General features: G+C 42.7%; 19 protein-coding genes and 1 pseudogene. 6 read left to right on the top strand and 14 right to left on the bottom strand.

The features are described from left to right. Positions 1-281: 281 nt before the first annotated feature. The 6 genes and pseudogenes from DWZ76_RS07775 to DWZ76_RS07800 all read right to left on the bottom strand — a co-directional run bounded on the left by DWZ76_RS07775 (position 282) and on the right by DWZ76_RS07800 (position 7,815). Positions 282-1,685: a glycosyltransferase gene (locus DWZ76_RS07775; RefSeq protein ID WP_118472341.1), complete on the bottom strand. Its 1,404-nt coding sequence runs from the start codon at positions 1,683-1,685 to the stop codon at positions 282-284. After that, entirely contained in the window at positions 1,682-2,260 is a 579-nt protein-coding gene (locus DWZ76_RS14945; RefSeq protein WP_147353128.1) for a hypothetical protein, read from the bottom strand. The genes DWZ76_RS07775 and DWZ76_RS14945 overlap by 4 nt, the downstream gene beginning before the upstream one ends. Before the next feature lie 509 nt (positions 2,261-2,769). Continuing rightward, positions 2,770-4,944, bottom strand: a complete 2,175-nt coding sequence (locus tag DWZ76_RS07785; protein ID WP_118472343.1) for a hypothetical protein — start codon at positions 4,942-4,944, stop codon at positions 2,770-2,772. A gap of 3 nt (positions 4,945-4,947) precedes the next feature. After that, positions 4,948-6,447 carry a CotH kinase family protein gene (locus DWZ76_RS07790; protein WP_118472344.1) on the bottom strand — a complete coding sequence of 500 codons (1,500 nt, stop codon included), beginning with the start codon at positions 6,445-6,447 and terminating at the stop codon, positions 4,948-4,950. Then, entirely contained in the window at positions 6,431-7,108 is a 678-nt protein-coding gene (locus DWZ76_RS07795) for a DUF4956 domain-containing protein (protein ID WP_118467686.1), read from the bottom strand. The genes DWZ76_RS07790 and DWZ76_RS07795 overlap by 17 nt, the downstream gene beginning before the upstream one ends. Positions 7,109-7,119: 11 nt before the next feature. Beyond that, positions 7,120-7,815: pseudogene (locus DWZ76_RS07800) on the bottom strand (polyphosphate polymerase domain-containing protein). 577 nt (positions 7,816-8,392) lie between these two features. Between DWZ76_RS07800 and cobI the strand changes: the two are divergent. The 4 genes from cobI to DWZ76_RS07820 are packed head-to-tail and all read left to right on the top strand — an operon-like array spanning position 8,393 to position 11,234. Beyond that, the gene (cobI, locus tag DWZ76_RS07805) at positions 8,393-9,088 is read left to right on the top strand and encodes a precorrin-2 C(20)-methyltransferase (RefSeq protein ID WP_333549078.1); all 696 of its coding nucleotides are present in this window, start codon (positions 8,393-8,395) and stop codon (positions 9,086-9,088) included. Then, positions 9,081-9,923, top strand: a complete 843-nt coding sequence (locus DWZ76_RS07810) for an ABC transporter ATP-binding protein (RefSeq protein WP_118472345.1) — start codon at positions 9,081-9,083, stop codon at positions 9,921-9,923. The genes cobI and DWZ76_RS07810 overlap by 8 nt, the downstream gene beginning before the upstream one ends. After that, on the top strand, positions 9,914-10,657 hold the full coding sequence (locus DWZ76_RS07815; RefSeq protein ID WP_233430146.1) for an ABC transporter permease: 744 nt from the start codon (positions 9,914-9,916) through the stop codon (positions 10,655-10,657). Before DWZ76_RS07810 ends, DWZ76_RS07815 begins: the two co-directional genes overlap by 10 nt. Positions 10,658-10,682: 25 nt before the next feature. Next, the gene (locus tag DWZ76_RS07820) at positions 10,683-11,234 is read left to right on the top strand and encodes a hypothetical protein (protein ID WP_118467691.1); all 552 of its coding nucleotides are present in this window, start codon (positions 10,683-10,685) and stop codon (positions 11,232-11,234) included. A gap of 208 nt (positions 11,235-11,442) precedes the next feature. Here the strand turns inward: DWZ76_RS07820 and DWZ76_RS07825 are convergent, their stop codons facing one another. Next, positions 11,443-13,692, bottom strand: coding sequence for an alpha-galactosidase (locus DWZ76_RS07825; protein WP_118472346.1), 2,250 nt, complete (start codon positions 13,690-13,692; stop codon positions 11,443-11,445). A 183-nt stretch (positions 13,693-13,875) separates the two neighbouring features. Further along, positions 13,876-14,178, bottom strand: coding sequence for a LysM peptidoglycan-binding domain-containing protein (locus DWZ76_RS07830; RefSeq protein WP_022359414.1), 303 nt, complete (start codon positions 14,176-14,178; stop codon positions 13,876-13,878). Between the two features lie 978 nt (positions 14,179-15,156). Between DWZ76_RS07830 and DWZ76_RS07835 the strand changes: the two genes are divergently transcribed. After that, entirely contained in the window at positions 15,157-16,071 is a 915-nt protein-coding gene (locus DWZ76_RS07835; protein WP_118472347.1) for a hypothetical protein, read from the top strand. 182 nt (positions 16,072-16,253) lie between these two features. Further along, entirely contained in the window at positions 16,254-16,871 is a 618-nt protein-coding gene (lexA, locus tag DWZ76_RS07840; RefSeq protein WP_022359416.1) for a transcriptional repressor LexA, read from the top strand. Between the two features lie 186 nt (positions 16,872-17,057). On the opposite strand, the gene fliB is transcribed toward lexA, so the two are convergent. The 6 genes from fliB to DWZ76_RS07870 all read right to left on the bottom strand — a co-directional run bounded on the left by fliB (position 17,058) and on the right by DWZ76_RS07870 (position 24,123). Next, positions 17,058-18,212, bottom strand: coding sequence for a flagellin lysine-N-methylase (fliB, locus tag DWZ76_RS07845; RefSeq protein WP_118472348.1), 1,155 nt, complete (start codon positions 18,210-18,212; stop codon positions 17,058-17,060). Beyond that, the gene (locus DWZ76_RS07850) at positions 18,200-18,895 is read right to left on the bottom strand and encodes a TMEM165/GDT1 family protein (RefSeq protein WP_118467698.1); all 696 of its coding nucleotides are present in this window, start codon (positions 18,893-18,895) and stop codon (positions 18,200-18,202) included. The genes fliB and DWZ76_RS07850 overlap by 13 nt, the downstream gene beginning before the upstream one ends. Before the next feature lie 314 nt (positions 18,896-19,209). Continuing rightward, entirely contained in the window at positions 19,210-20,484 is a 1,275-nt protein-coding gene (locus DWZ76_RS07855; protein WP_118472349.1) for an amidohydrolase, read from the bottom strand. A gap of 3 nt (positions 20,485-20,487) precedes the next feature. Further along, positions 20,488-21,447: an ABC transporter permease gene (locus DWZ76_RS07860; protein ID WP_106999892.1), complete on the bottom strand. Its 960-nt coding sequence runs from the start codon at positions 21,445-21,447 to the stop codon at positions 20,488-20,490. Further along, the gene (locus DWZ76_RS07865) at positions 21,447-22,595 is read right to left on the bottom strand and encodes an ABC transporter permease (RefSeq protein ID WP_117795411.1); all 1,149 of its coding nucleotides are present in this window, start codon (positions 22,593-22,595) and stop codon (positions 21,447-21,449) included. The genes DWZ76_RS07860 and DWZ76_RS07865 overlap by 1 nt, the downstream gene beginning before the upstream one ends. Then, positions 22,582-24,123 carry an ABC transporter ATP-binding protein gene (locus DWZ76_RS07870; protein WP_118472350.1) on the bottom strand — a complete coding sequence of 514 codons (1,542 nt, stop codon included), beginning with the start codon at positions 24,121-24,123 and terminating at the stop codon, positions 22,582-22,584. The genes DWZ76_RS07865 and DWZ76_RS07870 overlap by 14 nt, the downstream gene beginning before the upstream one ends. Positions 24,124-24,149: the final 26 nt, after the last annotated feature.

Below are 24,149 nucleotides of genomic sequence, written 5' to 3' on the forward strand. Positions count from 1 at the left end.
ATTTACGCAGGATATTAAATGCTCCTACTGCATCCGCATTATTTTTTACTTTTAGGGCATTTCCAGAGCACTCGGTAACATGGATTATTTAAATAATGTGACATAGGACGCAATTTCCTATGAAACAAAAAGAGAGATGCCGTAAAGGTATCTCTCCCAAAATCATTACTTCTGATGACTGATAACCCATTGTAATATAGTCTCAAATCTTATTTTTCCCGCAGCTAAATCAAGACTTCCTCCCGCCGTTTCGATCAATCTAAATTGACATAGTAATAAAATTATATTCCGTTCATTTTCTTTCTTTCCAGTTTACCCCAGTTCAGTTTGTTCTTCTTGTATCCCACAAATGCAGTCACACGGACAAATGCCAGATAAAAGCGGAGAAAAGTTGTTTCAAAAAAACAAGCAGTAATAGCAAGGATCAGTTCTCGAAAAGAAAGCCTCTGGTCAATGGTATAGATTCTTGAAAAATATGCAGTTAATGTGAGTAAAATACCATACAGGGCATAGCAGGCAAGAAATACCAGCATAAATTTCACATTCAGCATATCCATCATCACAGATAAAACCATTGTAAGTATACCAAAAAATTCAATAAATGGTGACAATAATTCGTAAAACAGAAAATAAATATAGGATAAAAGTCCTACAGCTCCGTACCGTGGGTTTGCCAGCATTTTACGGTGTCCCCACATACACTGGAACAATCCTCTCTGCCATCTTTTCCGCTGCTTGCCCAATTCACTTAATTTTTCCGGTGTTTGCGACCAGCAGATGGCATCCTGTGCAAAATCAATCTTATATGGCTTACGATTCATGCGGCTGAATTCATGAAGTCTGACTACCAGTTCCATATCCTCGCCCATTGTACTGCTGTCATATCCGCCTACGGCAATCACTGTTTTTTTCTCAAATAATCCAAAAGCTCCGGATATGATCATGTTTGCATTGATTTTATCCAACAGGATACGTGCTGCCAGAAAAGAACGGTCATATTCCAGGGATTGCATTCTTGCTATTATATTTCTAGGTAGCCTATATTTTATCACATGACCTTTTTTTATGACAACACCATTGGCTGGACGGACACTTCCACCAACGGCTATTACATTTTCGTCCTCCAGAACCGGACGAATGATTTTCTCCAGCGAATCATGCTGTAAAATAGAGTCCGCATCCATGCAGATAAACCAAGGATACCTGGCTGCATTGATTCCGGCATTTAAGCTGTCTGCTTTTCCGCCGTTCTTCTTGCGGATCAAAGTAATGGGTACTTTCTGGTTCGGGCATTCATAAACATCTTCCTCAGGCTGACATTGGATTAGATGACGGATCGGGCGCGCCACTCGCTCCATATGAAATGCATCAATCAGGATCTGAGATGTTTTGTCTTTAGAACCATCATCTATCACTATAATTTCATATAGTTTATAATCCAGGTTGAGAAGTGAAGTAACTGTGTCCTTCACCGTGATCTCCTCGTTATAAGCCGGAACAAGAATGGAAACCGGTATGTAATAGCTTTGCCACAGTTTATTGTGCAGCTGTTCAAGGCGGTATGATTTGTACAGTTCAATTGCTCCTGCTACAACCGACAAAAACAAAAAGCTGGAATATCCAATCAGATATATAATAAAAAACAGATTGACACATTCCAGAAAAAAACGAAATGCATCGGTCATAAACCCGCCCTCCTTTGTGCTTTTGCTGCATCTAACTGGTACTCTAACATTTCTTTTGCATAGCGGTCATTTCCCTGTAAAATATCAGCTAATGCGTCCCTATCTGTATTCAGAACTGCAAGGCTTTTTGCAGCATTATGACGGACATACCAGTTTTTACTGTAAATCTCTTTTTTCAAAATTTCCAGTGTCTGCGGTCCGGGATACATAGCAAGAGAGGAAATACAGGCATTCTGCAATTCCCAGACCCCTTCCTTTTCTTCTTTGGCGTGATGAAGCAAAAAAGAAACACTTCTTTCATCCTGATATCTGCCAAAATAGCGGACACATGCGATCTGAATTTCCATATCCTGGCTTGTTTCCAACATAGACAGCATTTCATCCTTCCAGTTTGACGATGCATATCGAATATAATCCAACAGGTTTACCTGCATCCTTGGATGAAATTCACTCAATTTTTTCCAAAGGAGTGGTATCAGTTCTTCTTTTTTATCGAAGGAAAGAAGTCCATCTGCAAGTATTTTTTTATGCGGAAGCAGCTGCTCATTTGCATTCAGGAATTCCAATGCCTGCATAACTGCGTGTATATCTTCTGAACTGTATAACGCCCGCAAAGCATTCTCTCTGCAATAGAGACTTTTATTTCCAAGCAGTTCAAAAAGAAATGGGAAAACAATTTCCTTGGCCTGGAATTTCGTCATATGAAATATGGCAAATACATAAGCCAAGCAGGCCTTTTCCGTATCCGATTTTCTTTTATAAACCGGTATCAGTTCTTCCATCAGCCGACTTACAGATGCTATTCCCTGCTGGAATTGTTCCGGCATACTGTTTTCAATTTTATATAATGCTTCACTGAACGTCAGAAGTCTACTGGTTGACTGAAGCTCTTTAACCAGCCTTTTTTCCTGCTTTTTATTTTCCGTTATATTATCTAAAAACAACTGTCTGTATTCTTCGCAATATCGTTGTTCCCTCCTTTTCAGAACACAGGAACGATATCTTGAAATTATCTCTGTGAAGCAGTTAAACAGAATAATCCCCACACAGACAATAAAATAAAAAACAATCACAAATTGTGCTATCATTCGTGTTCCTTTCCTGTCCAGTATGTCTTCAGAACCTGGTATGCTTCTTTTAATCTTTCATGGTAAGATACTGTATTTTCCCATCCTTTCAGTTTAAGCCGTCCCATCTCGATAGTATTTCCTTCTCTGCCAAGACCTATAAACATCTCTTTGATCCCCACTGCTTCAATGCCATAATTTCCGTCATAATAATCATCATGAATCTGCATTCGGGACGGATCAGAAAAATTCAGCAGCTGCCATGGGATTCTAATTTCCACATCATCTCCGTTACAGATAAAATCTGCTCTGGAATCATAATCAGATGCAGATGGATTTCCATTACCATAATGCAGCTTTCCACTTTCAAAGGTTCTTAACGGTGTGGCAGCATCCTGATACTGACCAATAACATCCCGTAATACCATGCAGATATTTTCGAATACAGCGCTATCCCGAGCCGGTGGATCAATATAAGAATCTTCTCCTGTAATATCTTCCTCATAATTGGCATGAATGGGATTATACCGATCCTGAACCAACAGACGAGTATTATCTTTTCCATTTAAGATCAGTACAAAATCTGTAGGTCTTTCAAATTCTGCTGTACAATTTTCCATACGGGTACTGCCTGTTTTAGGGGTCGTATCAACCGGAACATACAGCGTGTCATTTTCCAGATCAAAGCCCTTTTTATGGAGATATAAATAAACATCGGAGGCATCATACTTCACACTGATGAAAGAGCCGTCTTCATATTGGATCACCATATCTTTATCCGTCCATTCGGAAGTATCCCCGTCCACGTAACAAACACTTTCTTTTTCCCCACAGTCAAATGCCAGCAAGCCAAAATGCTGGTCATTTGTCTGAGCATCTTCCCAGTAAATATTACGGCTTAAATCTACAGCATACATGGTATTCCAGGTATGCTTGAACCATTCATCCTGCCAGGAGTAGACACAGCCTCCGGAAAGTCCGGCAGCCATAATGTCTTCATAACAATCTACCAGAATCTTTCCCTGTTCTTTTTCAGAATAGTATCCAAGTCCTCTGCTGGTTACCTGATTCTCCTGAATCTCACCTCGTCCTGTGGCTGCACCAAATTCAACAGCCAAAACCGGCATTGTATGATGTTCGTTTAAAAGTCTTAAATATGCCCGATAAGTATTCCTTTTTCCGTCAGGAGTGATACAGTCACTAAAGTCAATCTTTTTATCAGACAAGCTGTTCCATGTTGTGTATTCCATACAGGAAAGGTAATCCTGATCATATGGAGATGCACTGTAGCTGACAAACTGACCGGATATAAATTTATCAGTTGCAGTTATATGTTCTGCGTCGATCCGGGCACATTTTCGGAAATATTCTGCAATCTCTTTAGGATAATCAAAAGGATCTGTTGCATTTCCACTGGAAAAGGAGATCAGACGCTGCTCATCATATCTTGTTGATTCATAGTACAGCATCCTGTCACCTGTTTCTGCAAGCAGGGATTCAAAGGCAGAGGCATCTTTTGAAGCAGTAAGATAGGTTCCTTTATACGGTTCCATATCCGGATATTTCTCATCTGTATATGCAACGGTTGTATCTTCCCATCCATTTCCGATAATATATCCCAGCACCCATTTCGAGATATCGTGTAAATAAAGTCCTGTACTTGTATCTGCATCATTATTGATGATAAGTCGTTTTCCATGGATCACATCTACAGTGACCAGGCAATTATCCAGAAGCTTTCCTGCAAAGGAGTCGGCATATGCATCCACTCGGGAGTTCTGTATATAATCATTTACCCAGATTCCCTGAAGTAAATATAACGGCTCCTCATGTTGGGAATTGTATTCATAGAACGCATTATAAAAAGACGGATTCTGGACAGAATAGACTCTCAGCGTATTTGCTCCTGCTTCCTGGATCAGCTGAAACCAGCGCAGATAGGTTTCTTTGGTGATCGCATAATCGGTAGACCATTCACCTGGAATACCGCTTCCCATGTCAATTCCTCTGACTTCAAATGGTTTCCACTTATCTTTGTCCTTTATAAGTATCTCTTTATTCTCAGTCCGGACAAATGTGTTTACATGATTGTCTCGGCCTGAGTCTACATAAAATCCGCCATAAAACACAGCTATAAATCCAATAAATACAAGCAGAATGATGGCAGATATACTGATAATAAATCGTTTCATATTTTAATCATTAACCTCATTATACTGCTTTACACGGGAGGATGCTGAATACTGACGCAGAGTCTCAATGTTTTCATCCAGCCATTTTCCTCTGTTTCGCAAGTAACCTTTTAACTGTCCTTCAGCGGCAGATCTACTGTCAAGATTTCTCGATACCGGAACCAGAAGTCCCTTTGCCTGCTGTTCCACACTTCCCCATCGTGCATCGTTTCTTGCAAGAGCTGGTGCGATAAAATCAAGGGTTTCATCGATATAACGATAAAGTGAATCCTCACTTAACAGACCTTTTCGCAAGGAATGATATCGCTGGATGATCCGTTCAGTAAAATCCTCATCTTTGATAAGCATTTCAAACCATAATCGGTTGTTCAGGAAAAATCCTGTATAAGGAAGTTCCTCCTCGAAATAGTTATTGCAGGCATTATTAAAATCCCATACACACATACGATACAGATTATCGGTTCCCTTATAAATATAAGTGGAATAGTTTCCGGCATCTGCATTACTGGAAAGCTCATTGATTATAAAGTAATCTACAAAGCTGTCTACATCTATCATAGAAGTGTAGCCATGTTTTTCCCTGTCATAATCATATGAATACAGAGTTTTTTCAAAATTTGAAAAATCCTGTCGGATTTCTTCTGTCAGTCTGGCATCCCTGTTCCTGTTTCCGGGATATTCTATCTGCAGCAGGAAGGGGGTTTTGTAGGTATACGTTGTAAAGCTGTTTAAAGCTTCTTCGCCCGCATGCTGATGATCCAGGCGAAGCAGGTATCCGGAAAATGTGCTGCGCTTGGCATTTACACGAAGTCCCAGCCTGGCGCCATCTTTTCCGCCGGTTATCATTTCAGTCATTACATATAGACCTTCATATTCACCATTAAGAATTACTTCGCAGAATCTTACATTTGGCGCATAAGACATCATTTCTCCGGCAAGATTGTAAAACATATAATTTCGTATGGCTGTTTTATCGAGCCAGGGACCGTATAATACCCATTCATGGTGCGCATCCATTCCCATAATGGAAAGCGGATTGTTTTCCCCTTTTTTATCTACAAGTCTGATGGCATAGCTTGGCTTATCAAACTTTCTTGAGGAATTACCTCTCATTCGTATACGGATTTCAGAAGATACATCTGCCGTTTCATTTGCATGATGGTACTCTTTGCTGTCATTCCCAATTATATCCATCTGAGCAGCAATTGTAGTTTCCCCATCCGTAGCGCGTGTATAAATGCGGTTGTTTCCATCATCCTTAATGGGTCTTCCCGGGATTTCTATCCCATCTGTATCAATTTTGACAATCGGAAGATATGTACACAGACCGCCATCCGCAGGATCCGTACATGGTTCCTGGGGAATTTCCTGTTCATGCTGATGAATTCTCTCCGTTTTTCGGTAGTCCTTATAAGACAATGGCGCAAAAACGGCAATCAGGATAACCGCAAAGCAGCATATAAATCCTATTATTTTATATTTCATATCAGTTATAAATTTCATCGCTTTGAGCTACAATATTAACACTTTCGATTTGTCCAAGGTTATAGAAATCATCTGTTAAAGCCGGATACTGTTTCTGAACTTTCTCCAGTATTTTTCTGGATAATTCATAAATGTACTCAGCATTTTCCTCTGTCGTATTTTTTACCCGAAGAACGACACCAGTCCCAAAATAACGAAAGACCTGGGATTCTATATTTTCACAGCGGCTTCTTTTTGCACGGATGATCAAAAGCATACGGTTATCACTGCGAATCGCTCCCATGATAAGAAAAATAAGAAAAATAGCAGAACTGCCTACTGCAGCAACCAGATAATCTCCAACTCCACAGCATATTCCCACAATAATCGTCCAGAAAATATATACAGTATCTCTGGAATCTTTTATTGCAGTTCGAAAACGCACAATAGATAATGCACCGACCATACCAAGCGACAATGCAATATTGTTTCCTATGACAGTCATAACTGTTCCTGTCATAACCGTCAGAACGATCAGTGTTACTCCAAATTTTTTGCTGTAAATCGTTCCCTTATGTGAAATCACATATGAAATAAAAATAAACAGACCAATGACAGCACTTACCAGAATATGCATTATAATTTGCTGCCAGGTCATATCCCCCTGTTGGGCAAGCAGGTTATAAATCGTCTCTTTCATTTCCTTTCCTCCTAAAACCTGTAGTTACAGCCAACTTGTCTTGCCATACAATATTTGCTCACGGAAAGCTCGCTTTTCTGAACGGGCAGAAGCATATGCTTGATATAGCTTAACAAAAAGCCATTGTATTTTACTTCCAGCACTACAGCAAAAGGCGACATTACACTGTTTAACACCAGATTTCTATCAAACACATTAAAATTCACTTCATTAGCCCGTATTCCGGAATCAAAGGTTATTCGAATAGAGTTTTCTGGCGCGATAAATGCAAATCTGTCATATTCTACAACTGTTTTAGGACGGTATGCCCACATTTCCATAATTGAATAACATTCCTGTCCAAACTCACTGCCACTGTTTAAAAGTACAGAATAATCACCCTCAATGAGAGCCTGCGCTTCCTTTCTGGATAATCTTAATGATCGCTTTCGCTGATATGGTCCCTGCTTCTGCTTCATTTCAAACAGTGCAAAATCCGCATCAGGACATTATACCCGCAAACGAAACTTCCTTCTTAACTCCAGACCATCTTCTTTTTCCTGAAAATCCCGATTTGACAAAGAATCAAAGTACAAAGAACGTACCTGGTAACCATCGGATCCATTATGTAAATCGGTATGAACCACATTTGACAGATAATTCCGGAGTTTTAAAGCTTCTGCCTGATTCAGCAGAAATTTCTTTTCTTCCCGCAGTACATCGCGCACAGTATTATTTCCTCCTGCTTTTGCTTTTTAGTAAATCCAACTCTATAGTATACATCCAAAAAATTTTTCTGTCTAGAATACAACTTCATACTATACAATGACCTCTCAGTTACTATTCAGGGGTTAGCTGGACTTGAGGAAACCGATGGTGTAGACTGATAACAGTCAAAGCCATCGGATAAGCTCATCTGTATTTGTTTTCCATTTTGGGGAACATATCCAAAATACATTCCACTGACATTAACCCTTTTTGCGGATAACTGCTTTTGGAATTCTTGTAACCCACTTTATTCCACTATTTATGAAATTTCCAAAATGGAGCGATTTGAAAATGTACTTTATTCTGTTTCGAAATAAAGTACATTCTGAAATAAAGTGCATTTTGAAATTTTTGTACTTTATGCTATAATCCTTGTATCTAAGCCATTTATTAACCACTAACTATAAAGTACAAAATTTTTTACTTTTGAAAAAGGCTAATTTCGTACTTTATTAAAAAAGCAAAAAAGGCATCGTACAAAAATTTTAAAAGTTGAACACTTGAATTTCTCACAGTTTTCACAGAAAGGAAATGTTTATGATAAAAGGAACCTTATATGGCGTAGGAGTAGGTCCGGGCGATCCGCGGCTCATGACGTATCTGGCAGTTGACACGATTCAGAAGTGCCCGGTGATTGCGGTACCGGCGGATGGAAAGGAAAATGCAGTTTCCTATAAAATTGCCAGCGGGATCGTGGAAAATCTGGATGAAAAGGAATGCTTAAACCTCACTACTCCGATGACAAAAGATAAAGCTGTTTTAAATGCAGCATACCAGGCTGCCTCGAATCAGATTATAGAGCAGCTGGAACAGGGGAAGGATGTTGCCTGCCTCACGCTCGGAGATCCGACGATTTACAGTACCTATATTTATATCCATCGAATTGTAAAAGCACATGGTTATGCAACTGAAATCATTAATGGCATTCCGTCCTTCTGCGCGGTCAGCGCCAAGCTTCAGGACAGTCTTGTTGACCGCTCAGAACAGCTTCATATTATTCCGTCCACTTATGATATTGAGGCGGCGCTGGAACTTCCAGGTACCAAGGTTCTGATGAAAGCAGCTTCCAAGATGCCGCTTGTCAAGGCGACCCTGAAAGAAAAGCATATGACAGGTATCATGATCGAAAATTGTGGTATGCCAGAGGAGCATATTTATCATAAAATCGATGAAATTCCAGAACGGGCAAGTTATTATTCGATTATTGTCGTGAAGGAAGGGAACCATGATTGAATTAAAGCATCTGACAAAAAAATACGATCATTTTCTGGCGGTCGAGGATCTGAACCTGAAAATTGAGACAGGCGAGTTCTTTGGGCTTTTGGGACCGAATGGTTCCGGAAAAACGACCACCATCGGAATGCTCTCCACTCTCCTGCTTCCGACTTCGGGTGAAATCTGGATCAACGGAGAGCTGCTGACCCGTCAGAAAAACCAGCTGAAACAAAAACTCAGTGTCGTTACGCAGGAATACTCGATGCGTCAGGATATGACGATGAACGAGATTATGGAATATCAGGGACGTCTTTATTATATGCCGATCAAAAAGATTCGGGAGCGGTCAGAGGAATTGCTGGAATTCTGCGGGTTGATCGATTATCGGAAGAGAACCGTCCGAAAGCTTTCCGGAGGCATGAAGCGGAAGCTGATGGTCTGCCGGGCACTTTTAACAGAACCGGAAATCCTTCTTCTGGATGAACCGACTGCAGGGATGGATGCATTTGCCCGCCGTCAGATGTGGAATCTTCTGAAAAAGCTGAATCAGCAAAAGCTTACCATTCTTCTGACAACGCATTATATGGAGGAAGCAGAAACGCTTTGTGACCGTGTCGGCTTTATGTGCGGTGGACGTCTGGAGGAAACAGATGCTCCGGGGCATATGATAGAGACGCTGGGGCGGTATGCGGTTGATGAGACTTCACCAGATGGGCTGAAATCACACTATTTTCATGGAAAGGAGGAGGCAATTCAGTATTTGTCCGCGTCAGAACAGGAAACAGCGCTTCGCAGTACGACATTGGAAGATGTATTTCTGGAGACAATCGGGCAGCAGCTGGAATGCCGGTAAAAATGGGTATTCTTACTGTGTTATGGGAAAAATGGGTAGAATTCCGGCGGGATTTTTATAAAATCACGCTGGCTGCCATGATTGCCCCTCTTTTATATATTCTGGTGTTTGGTCTTGGAATCCAGACCATGTCGCACGGACAATCGTATCTGAACTTTCTGATTCCGGGAGTGGTTGCCCTGACGACCATGAACGGCAGTTTCAATGCTATCGCCCAGAATTTAAACGTCCAGAGATTGTACGAAAAAGCATTTGACCAGGTCATCATCTCTCCTACCCCGCTGTGGCAGTTCATCGCGGGACAGATCATCGGTGGAAGTCTCCGGGGATTATATGCGGGAGCCGTGATTATTCTTCTGATTTTGCCGATCGGAACGGGGCTCTGTTTTAACGGCTGGTCGTTTCTCCTAATGTTTTTAAACGGATCTGTGTTTTCCACAATTGGAGTTGTGGTATCTTTTTATGCCAAAAACCATGCCGATGTGCCGCGCTTTTCGAATTACGTGATTATGCCGATGGCATATCTGTGCAATACATTCTTTTCAGCCCGGAGTATGCCGGATGGTCTGCGCCAGGTGATTGAATATCTGCCGTTATCGCAGACCAGTGCGGCGCTTCGCAGCATCGCCAATCATGAGGCATTTTCTTATACAACGATTGGGATCCTGCTTCTGTATCTGGCGTGTTTTTCGATTGCTGCGTCCTGGTTTCTGTATAAGAAAAAGAATTTATAAACACAGGGTAAGGAGTTTTCTGTCTATGAAAAAAATAGGTTTCATTCTTTTGGGAATCATTTGTATCTTATTTAGCAGCCGGTGGACGTTGACAGCGCAGGCAGGTGCTGGAACGCTGCTTTCCCTGAAGGATGGTGAATATGCCATCGAGGTAACAATGACCGGAGGAAGCGGAAAGGCTTCGATCCAGAGTCCTGCTCTTCTGACGGTGACAGATGGAACGGCATACATATCCATCACATGGAGCAGTTCCAATTATGATTACATGGTGGTAGATAATAGAAAATACGAGAATGAAAGTGCCAAGGACGCAAATTCTCATTTTACGATCCCTGTTTTGGATCTGACAAAAGAACTTACAGTCAGGGCGGATACACTGGCGATGGGAACGCCTCATGAAATCGAATATACCCTTCAATTCAATACTACGTCGATTGCGTCTAAGAGCACACTTCCGCAGGAAGGGGCGAAACGTGTGCTGATGATGGCAGCCGTTATTATTATCGGTGGCGGGATTCTGAATCATATCGTAAATGAACGCCGGAAGCGGGATTATACGGGGAAACGCCGGATTTAAATTAAAGGGATTCGTAACTGTTCAGTACCTTCACAGTCACGCGCAAAAATCCATTAAAAATTGCCTACGGCAATGGGATTTTTGCCTGCTGACCCATGTTTTCGTACGGTCAGCGCAGTAAATGCGCAGACCTACTGAACAGTTACAGGGATTCTTCTTTGAAAACCAGCTTCGGGAGAATCCCTTTTTAATGCTTTTATCTTATTTATTATTCAGCCTGCTTTTGTACATAAAACAGGCGAGAATCAAAGTCGCAGCTCTCTCTTCTACCATCCATATACTGTCCGGAAGAGGCGTCACTGGTAATCAGTCCTAAATTCATCAGTTCGTCACCATAGTGGGTGCTTACGGCACTTTCATGTCCTTCTGTATATTCCGTGACATTGTAAAGATCGGATTCTTCCAGTCCCTGTAAATACAGCCGCGTAAACGGACCATTGGCGACATTCAGTGTCCGGTACCAGCCGACCAGGGCTTCTGTGCGGTCTTCACTGACTGCCATCCAGGCAGTGATATTGTTTTCAAACGGACTGGAAAGTCTGTAAAAAGTACCATACTGAATCAGGGACCGATGCTGTTTCATAAAGGCGGTCTGAATTTTTAATTCAGATAGCTCATCTTCTCCGAGCTGTGCCAGATCCAGTTCATAGCCGAAAGTTCCGAAGAACGCGGTATTGGCACGTGTCCAAAGCGGTGTCTGACGATGAAGCTGATGGTTCGGAGAAGCAGATACATGGGATCCCATCGAGCTGATCGGGTAACCATAGGAAGTACCGTATTGAATCCGCAGGCGTTCAATCGCATCTGTATTATCACTGAGCCATCCCTGCGGTGCGTAATACAGCATACCTGCATCAAAACGCGCTCCGCCGCTGGCGCACGATTCGAACAGAATGTCCGGAAAGCGTGTTGTCAGCCGCTCATACATCTGATAAACACCCAGAATATAGCGGTGAAATACTTCTCCCTGCTGTCTGGCGGAAACTCCTCTGCTCCATACATCACTGAGACTTCGGTTCATATCCCACTTGATATAGGAAATGGAGGCGCCTTCCAGAATCGATGCAATCTTTTCATAGATGTAATCAAGGATCTCCTGCCGGGAAAAATCCAATACATACTGGTAACGTCCGTGACAAGGCGTTCGCCCTGGAACCTGGAGGATCCAATCAGGATGCGTGCGGAATAAATCGGAATCGGCATTTACCATCTCCGGTTCGATCCAGAGACCAAACTTCATGCCGAGCGCTTCTATCTTCTGTGCCAGTCCGGAAAGACCGTTTGGCAGACGGTCACGGTTTGCCTCCCAGTCGCCCAGTCCGGCTTTTGAGCTGCTTCTGGCACCAAACCAGCCGTCATCTAAAACAAACAGCTCTATGCCGCATTTCTGCGCTCTGGAAGCCAGCTGTAGAAGTTTTTCTTCGGTAAAATTGAAGTAAGTTGCCTCCCAGTTATTGATCAGGATTGGGCGCTCGCGATCACGCCAGTACCCCCTTGCCAGTCGGCGCCGATACAGCCGGTGAAAAGTCTGGCTCATGTCGTTAAGTCCCTGAGAGGAGTAAACAAGCACTGCCTCCGGAGTCTGGAAGGTTTCACCAGGGTTCAGCTCCCAGCTAAAGCCAAACGGATTAATTCCTATCATAAGACGGGTGGTTCCATGTGACTCCACTTCTGCCTGAGCCAGAAAATTACCGCTGTAAATCAAGCTGCAGCCAATGGCTTCTCCCTGAAATTCGTCAGCCGAAGGGCGTTTTAAAATAATGAACGGATTCTGCTCATGGGAAGAATGTCCCCGGGTGCTGTCAATCGCCTGAATGCCATACTCAAGCCTGCGTGTGTGGAGTGCGCGCTCTCTCGCCCATGCCCCAGAAAACTGCATCCACTCATAATCGTGGTCAGGAAGATCCAGGCAAAGACTCATCGCGGTCTGAACCTGTACAGAAATGTCTCCCTGATTGGAAATAGAAGCACTTCGGGCAATGACACCGCCCTCGACAAATATTGTATATAAAAGATGCAGCTCCAGATTAGTATGGGTATCTTTTAACGTAATAATAAGAGTTTCAGCTTCCCCGTCCTGTTCAGTATAAGTAGCAGGAAGTCCTGGCAGTTTTGGCTTTCCGGATGTAACCTGATATCCAGTAAATTGAAAATCTGAATAGGTACTTCCATCATTCTGGAGAATCTCTACTGCCGGATGCCGGTAATCACCGCTTCCGTAAGTACCGTACTCCAGCTTAATATGTCCAAGTGAAAAGGTGCGATCGTTTTCATAGAGATAAGATGCCATGTCTCTGGGAGCTAATTCAAGAAGGTATGAGAAATCTTCCTTGTCACGAATCTTTTTCCCATAATACAGCTGTCCCATATGTCCGTTTGGAAGAACCATCATGATATAGCTGATGGTCTGGTTATATAAATGAAATATCTTCGATGATTCGTGATATACAATACTCATATCCTTATTTCCTCCTGTTCATCTGTCGCTTGTCATTTAATCAGATATAGACTGTTTGCTAAACTTTATTCTACCAGAAAATAGATTAAATGAACAGACTACGGACAGGAATATGGAAAATTCTATAAATTTGATTCTGTCTCTGTTATCGGTTGTGTGTACGTGTATGTGAACGGTAACGATTTATTTATAATAACGAATGGTCAGGTAATGCCCTGCGTCAATATGGTCATCCGAAAGACTGTTCATCTGACGCAGCTCCCGTACATACTCTTCAACTGACTCCTCCGAATCTGCACAATATGTCTGAGCAATGCTCCAGAGCGTATCTCCATCTTTCAGATGAATACTGGTATAGTACTTTTCCGGTCTAGTATCTGCTTCTTCCTCAGCCATCACATACATCAGACTCCGTCCAAAAAAGCCCGAAAGCAGCATGATGAAAACAACAGCTAAAACCATAACACCTTTTTTCAACGTATACATTTGCAATCTTCTCCTCTCGTGTTTTGTTGGAATCGTCTTTTTGTATTCAAATCTGTTCTTAAAGAATGAGAAGAGATTTGAATATTATAAAAATGTCAGGAACATTTGTTCTGTATAGCTACATTATACGATACGAACAAATGTTTGTCAATGGTTTCGAAAGAAAAAAGCAAACATTTGTTCGCAGCTTGCTACTGTTCACGCATACGTGCCCAGTAACGAAATTTTCCGTGTCTTCGCATTTAAATACGGCAAATTTCTGTTGCCACCACCTTTTCTTACGGTATTTTCGGTTTCAAAAGTGCCGTAAGAAAACGCGGCTCTGCTCGTAAGCAACAGACACCTGCTCCCTATAAAAATCTAAATACTTTAGGTATATAGATTTTTATAGGGAATCATACATATTGCATAAAACTGCGCTGCTATTTCTGGCAAATATAACCACAAAAGTCGATGAAACTATTCGCGAAAGCATCCTTTCACGAATAGTTGATAGTTTCATTCCTATTTTTACTACTGAAACCATAATCTATGTATAACAATAATCATGTATAACATATATATAACATATCACGGAATCAGATTGACGCTCTTGTGGTTTCATGATAATCTATATACATAAAATAAAGTATGACGCAATTTGAAATTTCAGTTTAAATCGAACGTTATAAGACTTGGCGCATGATCTTTGCAAAGCACTTCTTTGAAATCAGTTTGATAAGCAGAGTATTATATCGCGTAACTGTCTACATGAGTATGAACAGTTACCACCTCGCAGCAAGAATGTCAGGGTATTAAACAAACAGGTAATTGTTCAGTACCTTCACAGTCACACGCAAAAATCCATTAAAAATTACCTACGGCAATGGGATTTTTGCCTGCTGACCCATGTTTTCGTACGGTCAGCGCAGTAAATGCGCAGACCTACTGAATAGTTGCATAAACAGTTACAAAAAAATAGATTGGAGAATATAGAATATGGGAGAAATTAAACAGGCAAACTTTCGAATCGATTCCGATACAGCGGATGCTTTCCGTGCATTTTGCGAACAAAAAGGAATGAACCAGGCCCAGGGCTTTGATCATGTGATGCAGGTGTTTGAGTTAAATCAAGCCAAATCCTCAATTCCAGGGAGAAGCGTCGAGATTGAGGAGTTTGAAACCATGGTTAAGTCCATTACCTCCGCATATCTGTATAGCTTGGAATTGAACCAGAATGCAGAAGCCAGAGCACGGGAGGAGTTCTCTTCTGAACTCCAGAGAAAAGAACTGCGCCTCACAGAGTTACAGAAAAAAGTGGAACAACTTCAAGCAGAAAAGAAAAAAATGGATGCGGAGTCCGCTTTGCTGACCAAGCAGGAACAGGCACTCACCGAACAGCTAGAATCGCTCAGAAAAGGTGCTGCTGACCAGGAACAGATCAACCAGATGCTGAAGGAGAAACTAGAAGAGGCACAAAATCAGCTGAAGAAAAATGAACATTCAAAAGAATCAGAAGAAATGCTTAAGAATGAGCTTTTGCAATGCAAACAGGAGCTTCATGATACTGTACTTGCTCTCTCTCACTCTCAGAAGGAACAGGAGGTAAAGTCAGAGTCCTATCAGCATGCATCCGATCGGATTCTGGCACTTGAAACTGAAAATAAAGAACTACAGCAGAAACTCACAGAGCTTACCCAGGAATTATCAAAACAAAAAGCAGATGCTGATATGGGTCTTCAGCAATGCAAAGCCCAGGCGGAGCTTACGATGGAGCGCGCACTATTCAAAAAAGAACGGGAAATGCAGGAACTCCTTCGTCAGGCGGACAAAGAAAATGCCCGTCTGGAAGTGCTGCTTGAGCAGGCAAGAGAACAGCTTAAAAAAGAAAACATTGATAAAGACGAACAATAGTTTGCATTTTGCCCGAACATATGTTACTATATATAATATAATAAGGGCTTACTATAGGCCAAACCTTTCAGTGATTCAGCTGCTGGTCCCATCAGGTGGGCGTTCGACTTGTATCCTGCCAGAATCACTGTATATCCGATATTAAAAACATTTTATATACTTCATCGACAGGAGGAATCTATATGGCACAGGGACGTATTACAGATAAACAGAAAGAGATCTTGGAATTTATTAAAGCATGCATTTTAAAGAAAGGTTATCCGCCGACGGTACGTGAAATTTGTGAAAAGGTACAGCTTAAGTCTACCTCTTCTGTCCACTCTCATCTGGAACAGCTTGAGAAGAACGGATATATTCACCGGGATCCGACGAAACCGAGAGCCATCGAGATCGTTGATGACACCTTTAACCTGTCCCGCCGTGAACTGGTGAATGTACCCCTTATCGGTACTGTAGCAGCCGGTGCGCCGATTCTGGCTGATGAGAATGTGGAGAACTATTTCCCAATTCCGGCAGAACTGCTTCCGAACAGCGAAACTTTTATGCTGAAGGTTCGCGGCAATAGTATGATCGATGTGGGCATCTATGACGGAGATCGTGTTATCGTGGAACAGACCAGTGTCGCAGAGAATGGCGAGATCGTGGTTGCACTCATCGATGATTCAGCTACCGTTAAGCGTTTCTTCAAGGAGAACGGTCACTATCGTCTCCAGCCGGAGAATGCAACCATGGATCCGATTATTGTGGATAAAGTACAGATTCTTGGCAAAGTAATCGGTCTGCTGCGCCTTATGCGGTAACCTCTTGATTTACTGACGCTTACCTTTTGCTTATTATCATGAAAATGACAGAAGCATTATGTGGCAAAATTTAACTCAAAAGCTCTATGCTATTCGTTGACGTCCGGAGATACGGTACGCTCAATTTTATAGAATAGAGCTTTTTTGTTCGTATGATTCATTTTTGCAATATGCTTCTTTCGGTGATTAAACCGGCGCATACCGCTCAAAAAGCCAGTCTTCCAGTGCATTTAAGTTATCATCGGAATGTTCTACTTCCCGGGCATATCTCCAGGAGATTTCTTCCACATCCTCCATGGAAAGTTTCTTTCCATTTTCCAGCCATCGGACCATCAGAAATTCCTGTATCCAGCGGACAGAGAACAATGCCAGTTCCATCTTGGAACAGACCATATCGTCGTAGACAGCCCCGCAAAAATAGGTATAGACAAAAAACATTAAAAGCTGCTCGCCCAGATTTTCCCATTCTTCTTTGTGACTTCCTAAGCTTCCATATGCCTTATGAAATTCTTCGCAAATTTTATGATAGGTTTCCTCACTTCCCTGATACAGCCACTTTTCAGCACCATCCAGCACATCATCCCATTCCGGACGCAGGCGTTCCAGACCGCGTAGTACCTGCAATTCTTCTATCTGGCGTGCCCACCGATGGAGAGATGCTGCATCAATGCCTTTTTCAGCAAGACTTTCTGATACAAATTCCTGAAGTTTTTTTCTCTGATGATGAGCTTCACAGTTTCGCAAAAGTTCATCAATTTCATATTCCTTCTGCTCTTCCACCCGGATCTGATATTGTTCTGTCAGCTGTTCGGATGCCGACATTCGGAGTGTCAGAGGAAGGGATCGATCCTGTAAAATCGAAAACAGAACATCTCTTGTATCTTCCAACTGGGAAAACATCATAAAATCGAATTCTTCAAAATCGTCCTCCAAATCGTCCTCTTCTTCCAGAAAACGGACCGGTTCTTTACAGGAAAGAATGATTCTAGCCGCCTCCGGACAGGACAGGGAAAGAGACAATTCCCGAAGTCCCTCGTATTCTTCCGTATGTCTCGGGTACATCCGGCAGGTATCACAAAGAGAATCTGGTCCCAGTGCTTTATAAAGATCGCAGAGATTTTCTTCATTTAAAAATGCACAGCGCCGATTGTTCTGGTAAAAACATTCTTCATCCCAGTCAATAGAATTGCGTAATCGCGTTCCGAACTCGCTCTTTTCATTTCCATATCGCTCCAGAGAGGTTTCATCAATCATGATCTGCCATCCGGCACAGCAGCTATCCGGACAATCTCCTGCTGTACAGACAAATTTATCATAATAATGTGGTTTTAAATATCGCATTTATTTTCCTTCTTTCTTTTTATATAGATCCAGGCACATAAGGCAGTAAAAATAACAGCCGCAGCAATCCATACCGGCCATACCGGAATCGGACAGACTCTTGCGTTCATCATGTTCAGTCCCTGATGAAGTGTGAAAGCACCAAATATGGAAAAAATAACAAATGCCAGTGTATTCAGCAGCCCATCGGGAGTTTTGCTCTTTAAAAGATATCCAACCAGCATTCCGAGAATATCCGCTGCAAAAAGTCCCAGAGAGCACCCAATCCATACAACAAAGGCTGATTTCATGCCTTCATTGGCTCCGAACGTGATGGCTGTAAGCTGAGTCTTATCTCCCAGTTCTGCCACAAAAAATGTACAAAAAACAGCTAAGGGTGCAAACTGAATCTTTGATTTACCGCCCTCATCCTCTTCTTCTTCATCATCACCGGCAAGAGTCGATGCGGCGAAATACAGAAATGCAAGTGCTGCAATCATCTTAATAAGCCAGTCAGGAATAAATTCACTGACAAGTCCGCCCGCCAGAACCGCAAGACCATTCAGAACAAGAATCGCCGCCGCAGTTCCTAGTATAATATCTCTCAACTTATATTTTGAAGTGAGAGCAATCAGCATAAGCTGGGTTTTATCGCCCATCTCTGCGATAAATTCTGTAAAAAACACTTTAAAAAACAGCATCATTTTTCATTTCCTCCTAGATGTAATGCATGTTCCCTCACCGCTCACTGTCGATTATGATGTCCTCCCTTTTTTGCATCAATGCACAAAAGAAAAACTCATGTATATCAACTGACAGCTATGCATGATACAAAAACTGTCGTCCATCGATATACATGAGTCTCATTATTTAAGATTTGCCAGATTATACAGTTGCTATAATCAGAATGTTGACAAACCACACTTTCGCGCTAACTACTCCCTCATGGAATATTGAATTTACTTGATAAATAGTATCAAATAAAGAATGTGTTGTCAACGGAATTTAACGCTTTTACCTACGATTGTCTCATTCGGGTTATGATCTCATTTGCCTTTTTGTAAACTTCCTTTGGCTCCACCCCAATGAAGAATTTCTGGTCTTCATAGAGGATCTTGCCGTTGATCATGGTCATCTTCACATTCTGTTTGCTTCCGCTGTATACCAGGTTTTTCATCGGGTTGTTGATAGGTTGCATATTCGGCTGGTTCAGATCGATCATAATCAGATCCGCCTTTTTGCCTTCTGCAAGGCAGTCGCAGTCTGTCAGTCCCATTGCTTTTGCACCGCCGGTTACTGCCATTTTCAGAACTTCTTCTGCTGGTACTGCAGATGCATCCCGATCATGAAGTTTTCCCAGTCCCGTCACTAAAAACATTTCCCGGAACATATCCAGGCAGTTGTTGCTGGCTGGTCCATCTGTGCCGATGGCCATATTGACTCCGTGTTTCAAAAATGCCGTAGTGTTGGCGATGCCGCTTGCAAGTTTTGTGTTGGATCCAGGATTGGTTACCGCTGTCAGTCCTTTCCTGCGGAAGAGTTCTATTTCCTCATCGGTAAACCAAATGCAATGATATCCACCGCCCCCATGTTCAAATAAGCCCAGGGAATCCAGATAAGCTGCAGGTGTAGTTCCATGGCGCTGTACACACTCTGCCACTTCCCGTTCTGTTTCTGACATATGAGCAAATACAGGAGCCTTGTAGCGCTGTGACAGCTCGGCAATCTTTTTTAAGAGTTCTTCGGAACAAGTGTATTCTGCATGAAATCCCAGACAATACCTGATCAGCTCATCATATTGGTTGTAGGTATTAAAATCTGCCTCCACTTCCTCCAATGAAGAGGAAAAATCATTGATTCCGCTGACGAGTACACTCCGGAATCCACATTCTACCGATGCTTTAGCCATCATTTCTGTATTCAGATACATATCAAAGCAGGAGGTAATACCGCTGGTCAGGTATTCCATGATTCCCAGTTTGGAGAGCCAGTAGATATCATCCGGCTGTAATTTTGCTTCCATCGGGAAGATCTGCTTTGTCAGCCAGTCCTGCAGCGGCATATCATCCGCATAGGATCGAAGAAACGTCATGGCTGTGTGCGTATGTGCATTTTTAAAGCCCGGCATGATGAGATTTTTTTCTGCATCGATCTCACGGTCCCACACATTGCCGCATTCCTTATGAGGACCTACATATGTAATAGTGTTCCCTTCGACCCATACCTCTCCGTGGATGATATCCATATTTCCATTCATCGGAAGAATCTGGGCATTATAAAAACGAATATTCATGTTCTACCTCTTTCCTTTGTCGTAAATCTCTCCAAGTGCACGAGGAGCACGATTGTATTTTGAGAAGAAAATCAAAAGCAGCATTGTAACGATATAAGGCAGCGTCATGGCAAGATCCGAGTAACTGCTGGGCATCTGCATCTTCTGGACAAGATAATAGCCTCCGGATCGGGCAAAACCAAACAGCAGGCAGGATCCAAGTGTAGGAAGGATCTTCCAGTTTCCGAATATCATGGCTGCAATCGCCAGATATCCGTATCCCACATAGATGTTGGAAGAAAAGTTCGCTGAAATGGAATAAGCAAAGCTGATTCCAGCCAGACCGGACAGAGCACCGGATACAAGGACTGCAATCAGACGGATCCGGGTAACATTCTCTCCTGCTGCGTCTACTGCGTGAGGATTATCTCCACAGGCACGAAGATTCATGCCATAACGCGTTTTATACAGCACATACCAGGCAACAACTGCGATCAGAAGGATCAGGATCTCAAATGGATAGACATCTTTAAATGCGGCTCCAATTACTGGGATGCCGGAGAGCAGCGGAATTGTAAACCGTGCAGACACACCCAGAACAAATTTTTCCGAAGCTGCACCGAACACAAGGCGGTTTAAAAGTTTTGTAAAAAATGCAGTCAGTGACATAGCCAGGATATTGATCACGACTCCGCCAATGATCTGATTTGCCTTCAGACGGATACATAACAGTCCATATAAGAGCGAATACAGCATTCCACCTGCCATGGCACATACAATTGCGAGATAATAAGGAACCTGGGAATTGCTTCCAAAATAGCCTGCAGCCAGAACGGCCACAAAGGCGCCTATAAATGCCCCCATTCCCTGCAATCCCTCCAAAGCCAGATTCGTCACGCCGCTCTTTTCGCTGTAGATCCCTCCGATTGCCATTACGAACAGCGGGATCGCAAAGGATAAACCATCAATCAGGATTCGTTCCATCAGCTGATCCCCCTTTCTGTCTCTTCATTTAACTCTTGTTTCATTCGATTCACTTTGTAACGGATATATACACCGCAGGCGGAAAACAGCAGGATCAATCCGGTGATAACGGATGCGATCTCTGATTCCAGACCGGATGCTGAATTCATGTAGGTACTGCCCTTGCTGATCACTGTGATCAGAAGAGATGAAAATATGATGCCGATGGGATGGTTTCCTGCAAGAAGTGCCACTGCGATGGCATCAAAACCGGTGCTTGGAAGGACGCGGGGCTGAATCGAACCAAAATACCCCAGGTAGTACGTCACTCCTGCCAGGCCTCCTAATGCACCGGAGAACATCATCGCCATGATCATGCTTTTGCCAACATTGACACCTGCATACATGGCCGCTTTTCTTCCAAGTCCCACGCATTTGAGTTCATAGCCAAATACGGTGCGATCTAACACGAACTTCACCAGGACTGCAGTCAGAACTGCAAGAAGGATTCCTAAGGGAATATCCATTTTCAAGTTTCCGACGGGTGTGTCCATCAGAGTCAGGCGGGATGCTTTCGAGACGGCCTGGGACTGCCTGGAAACCGGATTGATATAGTACGTGTTGATGAAAAAGCTGATCACATACTGGGCCGTATAGTTTATCATGATCGAAGATACGACTTCATTGATATTAAATTTGTATTTTAACCAGCCAATAAGTGCACCGATGAGTGCACCAACGACTGCTCCGACAATCAGTACGCATGGCTTAGCCACCGCTGCCGGAAGGGAACTATATCCGATCACCAGAGTTGTGATAAAACCAGAGGTAAGCATCTGACCGGAGACACCGATATTAAAGAGTCCGGCACACATACCGACTGCTACTGCCAGAGACGCAAAAAGCATCGGAGTCCAGGCATTCATATAACTGGTGAAGTCGGTCAGCATATTCTTATATCCGGCATAACTCGGTTTCGGGAGGAATCCAGCCCCCTGAAGAAGGTTACCATAGGCCGACAGAGGATTCTTGCCAAGCGAAAGAATGATCACAGCTCCAGCCAGAAGGCTTAAGAAAATGGCCGACATGGGAATGGTGATACCCTGGTATTTTTCATTTCCCAGGAGTCTGACAAGCATCTTTTTCAATCTGTGTTTAATTTTCAGCATTTTGGTGCACCCCCATCATAAATTCTCCCACTTCATTTGATGTAAGCGTTTTTGCAGCTGCTATTTTCTGGATTTCTCCATTATATATTACTCCGATGGTATCTGCACAATTCATGATCTCATCCAGCTCTAACGAAATCAGCAGGATTGCCTTTCCTGCATCTCTCTGTCGGATAATCTGCTTATGGATATTTTCGATGGCTCCGATATCCAGACCTCTGGTTGGCTGCACAAAGATCATCAGAGGAGACTGAAGTTCAATCTCTCTTCCAATGATGGCCTTCTGCTGATTACCGCCGCTCATGGAGCGGACAATGGTCTTGTTTCCCTGACTGCTCCGGATGTCATACCGGTCAATCAGTTCATTTCCGTACTGGGAAAATTCTGCTTTATCCAGTACACCTTTATGGGAAAATGGTTCTCGGAAGTAGTTTTTCAGTCCCAGATTTTCCTCCAGGGTAAAATCCATGACCAGGCCGCAGCTCTGCCGATCCTCCGGAATATAAGAGATTCCTTCCAGGGTTCGTTTGCGGATGGAGTAATTGGTGATATCGACTCCATTCAGAAGAATACTACCTGAAGCTGCCTTCTCAACTCCTGCAATCGCATCTGCAATCTCAATTTGACCATTGCCGGATACTCCGGCAATGGCAAATACTTCTCCGCCGTGGACAGAAAAGGATACATTTTTTACTACTTCAAAATGATCCTGATTTTTTACAGTGAGATTCTTTACCTCTAACACAGTCTCCCGGTAATGAGGCTCTGATTTCTCTACTTCAAAAGAAACTTCCCGTCCAACCATCAAATTGGCCATCTGCTTTGTAGAGGTCGTGGCGACATCTAGAACATCGATGAGCTTTCCTCTGTTTAAAATCGCACATCTATCTGCAATTTTTTTGATTTCCTCCAGCTTATGGGTGATCAGGATGATGGTTTTTCCATCATCTCTGAGGTTGCGGATGATCGTCAGCAGGGATTCAATCTCCTGAGGCGTCAGCACTGCTGTCGGCTCATCAAAGATCAGAATTTCAGCTTCCCGGTACAGCATTTTCAGGATCTCGACACGCTGCTGTGTCGATACACTTGTATTTTCGATCACATCGATCGGATTGACTTCCAGACCGTACTTCTTAGAAAGCGCCTCGATCTCCTGATCTGCTTTTTTTAAATCAACATAGGGAAGGATTCCAAACAGTTTGTCTTTCTTCTTTAAACCCAGAATAATGTTTTCTGTAATCGTGTAATTCTGTACCAGCTTAAAATGCTGATGGACCATACCAATATTGAGTTTTGTTGCGTAGCTTGGAGAATGAATCTGTTCTTTCTTATCCCGGATGAAGATCTCACCTTCATCCGGTTCATACATACCAAATATCATGCTCATCAAAGTTGATTTTCCGGCACCGTTTTCGCCAAGCAGTGCGAAGATCTCACCTTTTTTAATTTGAAGCGTCACATCATCGTTTGCCACGATACCTGGGAAACGTTTTGTGATGTGCTTCATTTCAATGATATATTCCGACATTTAAGCCTCCTCATTTTCTGGTACAG

This window comes from Clostridium sp. AF35-15, assembly GCF_003477745.1.
Classification (GTDB): domain Bacteria; phylum Bacillota; class Clostridia; order Lachnospirales; family Lachnospiraceae; genus Otoolea; species Otoolea fessa.